This window comes from Protofrankia sp. CiP1_Cm_nod2 (genome assembly GCF_920664355.1).
Lineage (GTDB): Bacteria > Actinomycetota > Actinomycetes > Frankiales > Frankiaceae > Protofrankia.
Map to the genome: position 1 here is coordinate 1 of NZ_CAKKTL010000235.1, position 7,959 is coordinate 7,959.

At 74.1% G+C, this 7,959-nt stretch carries 6 protein-coding genes and 1 pseudogene; 3 read left to right on the forward strand and 4 right to left on the reverse strand.

Annotated elements, in window-relative coordinates; translation table 11 throughout:
- From NBW84_RS20190 to NBW84_RS20200, 3 genes and pseudogenes are all read left to right on the forward strand, one after another.
- Positions 1–329: pseudogene (locus tag NBW84_RS20190) on the forward strand (hypothetical protein); the annotation flags it as partial.
- 396 nt (positions 330–725) lie between these two features.
- Positions 726–1,703 carry an aldo/keto reductase gene (locus NBW84_RS20195; protein ID WP_250286440.1) on the forward strand — a complete coding sequence of 326 codons (978 nt, stop codon included), beginning with the start codon at positions 726–728 and terminating at the stop codon, positions 1,701–1,703.
- 343 nt (positions 1,704–2,046) lie between these two features.
- Positions 2,047–3,171 (forward strand): MmyB family transcriptional regulator, encoded by a 1,125-nt coding sequence (locus NBW84_RS20200; protein ID WP_250286431.1) that lies wholly within the window; start codon positions 2,047–2,049, stop codon positions 3,169–3,171.
- A 174-nt stretch (positions 3,172–3,345) separates the two neighbouring features.
- Here NBW84_RS20200 and NBW84_RS20205 read toward each other — a convergent pair whose 3' ends face one another.
- The 4 genes from NBW84_RS20205 to NBW84_RS20220 form a co-directional block, all read right to left on the reverse strand.
- The gene (locus tag NBW84_RS20205; RefSeq protein ID WP_250286432.1) at positions 3,346–5,040 is read right to left on the reverse strand and encodes a CHAD domain-containing protein; all 1,695 of its coding nucleotides are present in this window, start codon (positions 5,038–5,040) and stop codon (positions 3,346–3,348) included.
- Positions 5,041–5,260: 220 nt separating this feature from the next.
- Positions 5,261–6,019, reverse strand: coding sequence for a CPBP family intramembrane glutamic endopeptidase (locus NBW84_RS20210; RefSeq protein WP_250286441.1), 759 nt, complete (start codon positions 6,017–6,019; stop codon positions 5,261–5,263).
- A 364-nt stretch (positions 6,020–6,383) separates the two neighbouring features.
- A complete protein-coding gene (locus NBW84_RS20215) occupies positions 6,384–7,391 on the reverse strand; it encodes a cytochrome d ubiquinol oxidase subunit II (RefSeq protein ID WP_250286436.1) in 1,008 nt (335 codons plus the stop codon).
- On the reverse strand, positions 7,388–7,959 hold a 572-nt coding region (locus NBW84_RS20220), incomplete at its 5' end, for a cytochrome ubiquinol oxidase subunit I (RefSeq protein WP_250286437.1). The genes NBW84_RS20220 and NBW84_RS20215, both read right to left, overlap by 4 nt.

Consider the following 7,959-nt stretch of genomic DNA (forward strand, 5'->3'; position numbering starts at 1 on the left):
CCGGTGCTCCGGGCGCTGAGGCGGCCGGCGGCGGGCCGGCCCCGCCGGCGGGTGCGCGGGTGCGGGTGCGCCACGACGTCGTGCCCGCGGACGTGGCCGCGCCGCAGTTCTTCACCGCGCTGATCCGGCACGTCACCGCCGTGACCCCGGTTGTCCACCACGTCCGCGTCCGGGAGCTGCTGGAACGCCGTAACCTGCCGGTCTCCGAGGCGGACGCCGACGCGCTGGCCGCCGAGGCGAACACGGCCACGGGCACCGGCCCGGCGGCGAGGCCGACCGAGCCGGCCGGCCCGCTCATGATCGACGTAACGCTCTTTCCCGATCTCTAGGGATCTCCAGGCGCGATCTCCAGGACGACCCCGGGTGATCCGTCCCAGGATCACGTATGCAAATCTTGCTCTCAGTAAGCAGAACGCATGTCAACCGGATAATCATGACACCATCAAGAGCGCGACGGCCGCCTCCCCGGATGCTTTCATGCTTGTGCAAGCGTTCGCGTGCAAGCGTTCCGCAAGCGTTCAAGGCCCGCAGTCAGTCGCCGGAACACCACAGTCAGCCACCAAGCATCGGGTGGCACCTCCCAACCGGGTGGCGATACCGACCGGACGGTGACAACAGCCGGCCAGCGACGACGGTTGGCGAGGCCGGTCGCCCTGAGTCCCGATCTCGCATGGGGGTAGGTAGTGACAGTGACCCTTCCCACGACACCGTTCGGCACGACCGGCATGAACATCACCCGGGTCGGCTTCGGGGCCTGGGCGGTCGGAGGCACCGGCTACGCCTTCGGGTGGGGCGCCCAGGACGACGAGGAGTCCGTGGCCGCCATCCGGCACGCGGCCGCCTCCGGGGTGAACTGGATCGACACCGCGGCCGGCTACGGCCTCGGGCACTCCGAGGAGATCGTGGCCCGCGCCCTGGCCGGCATCCCCGCGGCGGACCGTCCGTACGTGTTCACCAAGTGCGGGCTGATCTGGGACGCTTCGGCGCCCGGCGGTGGCGCCTTCGCCCAGGTGGGCGCCGCCGACTCGATCCGGCGGGAGGTCGACGCGTCCCTGCGCCGGCTCAATGTCGAGCGGATCGACCTCTACCAGCTGCACTGGCCGCCGCAGGACGGCACACCGGTCGAGGACGCCGTCGCGACACTGCACGAGCTGCGCGCGGCCGGGAAGATCCGCTCGGTGGGCGTGTCCAACTTCGACGTCGACCTGCTCGAACGGGTCGCGTCGGTGGGTGGCGTGGAGGCCCTGCAGCCACCGTTCTCCGCGATCAGGCGGGAGGCCGCCGCGGAAATCCTGCCGTACTGCGCCAAGCGCGACATCGGCGTCATCGTCTACAGCCCGATGCAGGCGGGCCTCCTCACCGGCGCCTGGTCCGCCCAGCGTTCGGCCACCCTGCCGGCCGACGACTGGCGGCGCCGGTCGCCTGACTTCACCGGTGAGCCGCTGCATCGCAACCTGGCCCTCGCCGACGTGCTGCGCGGCGTTGCGAAGCGGCACGGGGTCAGCGTCGCCGCGGCCGCCGTCGCCTGGGCCCTCGCCTTCGACGGGGTGACCGGCGCCATCGTCGGCGCGCGCCGCCCGTCCCAGGTCGACGGCTGGATCGCGGCCGCCACCCTCACCCTGACCGCGGACGATCTCGACGACATCGAGCTGGGTATCGACCGCCTCGGCGTCGGCTCCGGGCCGTCCCGTCCGATGTGGTGACAACCGATGTGATGACGGGCATCGGCTGAAATTCTCCGGGCACCGGGAGAAGCGGATCCGGCCGATGACGGAAACGGGCCCGGTGGGCCGTCGGACGGCCCACCGGGCCCGCCGGATCATCCGCTGGCAACAGCATCCGCTGGCAACAGGATGTGGCTCGGCGCGGGCCGGCGCGCGGCGTCCGGATGAATCGCCGCCCGGACCGCTGAGGAAGGCCGGATCGGCTCCGGCGAGGCTCAGATCCCAATGGGCCCGATGGCAATACGGGATGATCGCAGTGAAGTCACCATGAACGGGTGCCCTCCCGCAGCCAGCCGCCACGCCGACCGAGCCCTCTGCCGCGATGACCCCGGACAGCGCGGCCCCCGGCAACGCGGCCCCCGGCAACGCGATCCCCGGCAACGCGGCCTCTGACAGCGCGGCTCCTGGCAGCAGGATCACGGGCGAGGTGGCCCCTGGCAAGGCGCTTCCCGGCGAGGCCGCCCCCGGCGAGGCGCTCCCCGATGAGCTGATCTCCGGCAAGGCCGCCTCCGGCGAGCTGATCCCCGGCGAGATGGTCCTGGCCTCGGATGCCGCGACGGACGACGGCGTCCGGCGGGAGGCCCGCCAGGAGGCGCGGCAGCGGGAGCTTGGCAGGTTCCTCCAGGCCCACCGCGAGCGGGTGCCCGGCCTGCCGCGGGAACAGGTGGCGGCGGCGTCCGGCCTGCAGCTCGTCTGGTACACCTGGCTCGAGCAGGGACGGGTCCAGGCGTCCGAAGAGGTCGTCGAAGCGGTCGCGCGGACGCTGCGGCTGGACGCCGACGCCCGGCGGCACGCCCTGGCGCTGCTGGGGACGTCCGCGCGGACGTCCCCGCCGCCGCACCAGCCGCCGCGGCGGACGCGACAGCCACCCCAGTCGCAGCGGACGCGGGCTGCCGTCCGCCTGCTGCGTCCCGTCCTGGCAGGCTGGCCGACGTCCCCGGCGCTGCTGCTGGACCGCAGGTTCGACATCATCGGCTGGAACGACGCCTACGCGGCGCTGTGGACCGACCCCGGCCTGCTCGACGAACGACGTCGCAACCTCATCTACCTGCTGATCACCAGCCGCCTGCTCGGGAGCACCCTGCACGAGTGGGAGAGCGTGACGAAGGACCTGCTCGCGCAGTTCCGCAGCCAGTTCGGTGACGAGCACGACGAGCGTGTCCGGGAGATGTTCACGCTGCTCGGAACGGAACGGGCCGAGCTGAGGCCGTGGTGGGAAGACCGGTCGGCACACGGCTTCACCACCCGGACGGTGACTGTCAGCACCGCCACCGTCGGCGAGATCAGGCTGGTGCTGTCCCTGTTCCGGCCGATGGACGACCCGGAGTCCGGCATCCTGCTGCAGACTCCGGCGGGCCGCACCGACCGGACCAGGATCCGGCAGCTCATCGAACTGCCGGCCCGCTGGGGCGGCAACGACCGCGCGCGCGGCTTCTACGACCAGTAGAGCGCCCGGCGACGGCTGGCCGCCGGTCGCCCGGGGCGGACACCGGCCCGCTCAGGCTCTGGTCCGCGGGGGCTGGGATCCGCCGCCGGCCCCGGGAACAGCCCGAGCGGCATCAGGCTCCGGTCCGCGCGGCCGGGAATCCAGCGGGCGCGCGGACCGGGCCCACAACACTGATCACACCTGGAGCCAGCGGCGATGACGCCCGCGGGACGCCTCGGGCCAGAAGTCGATGAAGTCCCGTTCCGCGGTGCGGGCCCGGAGCTCCTCCAGGCCCAGCAGGAGCCCGAGGGTGAAGGCGGTCGGCTCGCCGGCCTGCGCCGCCGACGTCCCCCACTGCCGCAGCTGCCCCTGGGCGACCGTGGCGTCCTGGTGGGTGCCGAGCAGCTCCTGGATCTGCTCGGCCAGCCTGGCGAACGCCGCCGCGTCGGGCCCGAAGACCGCGCCGGCCGTCTCGGCCGCGTACCGCAGCCGCTTCGCCTGCTTGCGGGCGCTGTGCAGCTGGATGTCGCGTTCGTGGCCGGGCGGGGTGGCCAGGGCCGTGTTGACCTTGCGGGTCAGCCGGTTGTCGGCGCGTCCGACCAGCTTCGGCAGGACAACCCTGGCGGGCTGCGCGGCAAGCCCTCCCGGCCCTCCCGGCTGTGTGGCGGACGTCTCCAGCAGCCCGCGGACCAGGTCTTTCAGGTCCGTGACCAGGGTGAGGTAGCGCTCGCCGCGCAGCATCGCCAGCGCCTCGGTGCGCGCCTGCTCCTGCCCGGCGAGCAGCTGGCTGTCGATCACTTCGGCGACCGGGCCGTGCACCAGCTCGGCCGGCAGCGACGCCACCCGTCCGTCGAAGTACTCGACCATCACCTCGGCGTCGCGGGCCGGGGACAGCGCGCCGGCCAGGTCGCGCAGCTCCCCGTCCAGGTGGGCCACGCGCGCGCCGTCGAACAGGGGCGCGAACGTACGCAGCGTGCTGCGGAACCGGCGGGTGGCCACCCGCATCTTGTGGACGGCGTCCGGGACGTCGAGGCGGACGTGCGGGTCGGCGGCGAGCAGCGCCTGGACCTGGGCGGCCAGATAGGCCCCGACCACCTCGCCCACCGGGGAGCGCGGCCGCAGCTTGCCGGGCGAGGGCAGCGCCTCGGTGCGAGGCTGTCGCGCCAGCGCCGGGCCGAGCACCCGGGACAGCTTGGACGCGTCCGGGGACGCCGACGCGCCCGCGGTCGTGAGCAGCGCGCCGACCTCGTCCAGCAGGCCGGTGTCACCGGTGCCGATGTGCTCGACCTCGATCTCGTGCCACCGCTGCCGCCGCCCTCGCGCCGGCGGTCCCTCCGCGCCTTCCGCTGGCTGGGCCGCTGGCTGTGCTTCCGCCGCATCCTCCGCCGGCCGCTCCCGCCGCTCCCGCTGTTCCCGGCTGGCCGCCGCGCCGAGGGTCCAGGCGCTGACCTGGTCGTCGACCACTTCGGCCCGGTCGGCGCCGGCGGCGTCCCGGAGCCGGACAAAGGTACGGTCGGTCACCAGCCGGGCCACCGGCCGCAACGGCGCGTCACGCAGATGGACGCGCACCAGATCAACGAGGTCGTCCGGTGGCGTCAGCTCGTCCGGTGGCGTGCCGGCCGCGTCGAGCGGACGCTGGATCTCCTCCCGTTCGCCGGCACGCAGCGGCAGCTTGAGATGCCATCCCTCGTCGTGCCCGCCCGTCCGGCGCCGTAGCGTGATCTTGTTCTGGGTCAGCCGGAAATCGTCGGAGTCGTAGTAGACAGCCTCCAGGGCCACCCGTTCCGGTTCGCTGACCGCGGCCACACCCGGCAGCTGTTCCAGGGCGGGCAGCACGAAACCCGGATCGACGGCAAACTTGCGTTCTATTTCCCTCAGCCTGCCGCCCACGGTCACCCTCCGTCATATTCACTTGATGCGATCGCCGCTCATGCCCCTGCCACGGCCGCATCCGGACGGTCCGACGCGACCGGGGTGGCCAGCTGGCCTGGACGGCACGGCCGCCCGGGACAGCATCGACCGCGTCCGGCGTGCCGCGGCGAAACCATCGTTGGCTGTTGTTCATTCCATGTTAAACACATGACAGCCTGGCGGTTTTTCCGAGTAGCGATCACGATGTGGGCAGCCAGGAAACTCTGCCGGCCAGTACGGCATAACCGACAAAAGCAACGATGTCGATCAGAGCGTGCGCCACCACGAGCGGGCCGACCCGCCCCCGGCGTTGATAGATCCGCCCGAACAGCAGGCCCATGACCAGGTTCCCGGCGAAACCGCCGAGCCCCTGGTACAGATGGTACGAACCGCGCAGCACCGCGCTCGCCGCCAGGGCGGCGCGCTCGTCCCAGCCGAGCCGGCGCAGCCGCGTCAGCAGGTAGCCGACCACGACGACCTCTTCGAGCAGCGCGTTCTGCACCGCGGACAGCACCAGGACGGGGATGCGCCACCACACGTCCGGCAGGCTGGTGGGGACCACCGTCAGGTTCGCGCCGGAGTGCCAGGCGAGCAGGTACAGCCCGAGCCCGCCACCGCCGACGACCGAGGCGAGCCCGGCCCCGGAACGGGCGTCGCGGGCCAGCCGGCCACGGTCGAGGCCGATCGCGGCCGGCCCCCCGCCGTCCCGGGCGAGCAGGTGCAGCGCCAGGAAGGCGGGGACGACCGCGGTGACGATCCCGGTCAGCTGCAGGGCGAGGTCGAGCCACGGACGCCCCGGGGCCGCCGACGAGTTCAGCTCGGCGACCTGCTGGCGGACCGGCCCCGGAGCGGTCAGATCGCCGATGTAACGGACGAGTGCCCACAGCCCGGACGCCCCCAGCGAGACGCCCAGCACCAGCCACACCTCGTGCGCGAGCAGCCGCCGCCGGGCGCGCACGCGACCGGTGTCGTGGTCACTGCCGTGCCCGGCACCGCTGGGGCCGCTGGGGCCGCTCCCGCCGCTCCCGCCGCTCCCGCCGCTTTCCGGTTGCGCGGCGTCGCCAGGCTTCGTGGCCGGTTCGTGCCGCGGCTGTCCTCCCAGGGCTGCCCCGGCAACGTCGCCCACGTGTGCGCCGGTGTCCGTCCGCGCCGCTGCCCGCCCGTCGCCAGTTAGCCTCACCCGGCGAACGTAACGGCTCCGAGCGAACCAGCCGACCGGGCCGGCAGCCTACGCACCGGCCCGCGCCCGGCGTCACACCCGCGCCCGGCGTCACGCACGCGCCCGGCGTCACGCACGCGTGGGCCAGGGCGGCGGGCCGCTGTCAGTGATGCGGGTCGCCGCCGGCGGGTTCCGGGTCGGCGAACACCCGCAGCAGCAGGAACAGCGCCGGCAGCAGGACGGCCACCCCGCAGCCGATCGCGATCAGCATGGCCCGCAGGTTCGGCGCGGGTGCCGCGGCCGCGGCGGCGGCGACCTGCCCGACCACCAGGTCCGGGTACTGGGCGACGGCCCAGCCCCACAGCACCCCGGCCACCGCGAGGCCCGCCGCCAGCCGCGCCGCGGTGTAGTGCCGCCGCCAGACCAGGACCAGCGCGCCCGCCCCGCCGCACACCGACACGGCCACGAACGGGACACCGCGGGTGGGGAACCGCTGCGCCACCACCGGCGCGTCCCGCCACAGCAGCGGCAGCAACGCGGCCGCGAGCGCCCCCGCGACCACCGCGCCACCGAGCGCCCGACGCCGGAAACCGGCCACCAGATGCTCGCTCCCCGGCCGCCGGGACGCGTCCCGGCACAGGTAGACGGCGGCGAGAAAAGCGGTCGCGGCGACCGCGAAGGCGCCGGCCAGCAGCCCGAACGCGCTGGTGAGCGGGGCAGCCGCGGCATCGCGGCGGCCGACGCCGCTGGCCATGGCCGCGCCGCACACGCCCAGCATGAACGGCGTGACCGTGGAGGCGGCCGCGAACACCCGCCCCCACCAGTGGTCGGGGCCGGCCGCCCCGGCACCGTAGGCGCGGTAGACGTAGGCGCTGCCCCGCAGCACGATGCCGACGAGCGCCAGCGCCATGGGCAGTTCCAACGTGCTGCCGAGCACGCCGAACGCCTCCGGGAACCCGGAGAACATCGCCACGATCACGAAGATCAGCCAGACGTGGTTGGCCTCCCACACCGGGCCGAGGGCGGCAGAGATCAGCGCCCGCTGCTCGGCGGCGTGCCGCCCGTGGGCGAACAGGTCCCACACCCCCGCGCCGAAGTCGGCGCCGCCGAGCAGCGCGTATGCCGTCAGCCCGCCGACCATGACCAGCAGCAGGGCGTCCGCGGCGGTCATCGCTCCACCCCCGCCGGCCGCGCGGGTCCCGCCGGGACGGCGTCGTCCCTCCCCGCCTCCGGTACGGCATCCGCCGCGACAGCGCCGTCCGGCGTGCTGCCAGCCGGCGGCCCGTCAGCCGGCAGCCCGCCAGCCGGCAGCCCGCCAGCCGGCAGCCCGCCAGCCGCTGGTATGTCGGCCGGAAGCGCACCGGCCGTGACGGCACCCGCCACCTCGGACGTGGTCTCAGATGTGGTCGGGGACGTGTTCTCGGGCGTGGCCTCGTAGGTGGGCCCGCCGGTGGCCATCCGCCGCAGGATGAGCACCAGCGCCGTTGCCAGCCCCAGGTAGAGCAGGAGCGTGCCGCCGAAGGCCCAGCCGAGGCCGGGGCTGTGGGTCACCGCGTCCGTCACCAGCATGCGGCCGTAGACGATCCAGGGCTGCCGGCCGCCCTCGGTCACCTCCCAGCCGGCCAGCATCGCGATCATAGACGCCGGCCCGGTGGCGCCCGCCGCCAGCAGCCAGCCCCGGCCGGTCGGCAGCGCCGGGCGGACGCCGCGCCACCGGCGGCGCGCCGCCACCACCGCCA

Coding starts and splice junctions, on each gene's coding strand:
- NBW84_RS20195 (WP_250286440.1), top strand. CDS start 726: ATGAACATCACCCGGGTCGGCTTCGGGGCCTGGGCGGTCGGAGGCACC.
- NBW84_RS20215 (WP_250286436.1), bottom strand. CDS start 7,391: ATGACCGCCGCGGACGCCCTGCTGCTGGTCATGGTCGGCGGGCTGACG.
- NBW84_RS20200 (WP_250286431.1), top strand. CDS start 2,047: ATGACCCCGGACAGCGCGGCCCCCGGCAACGCGGCCCCCGGCAACGCG.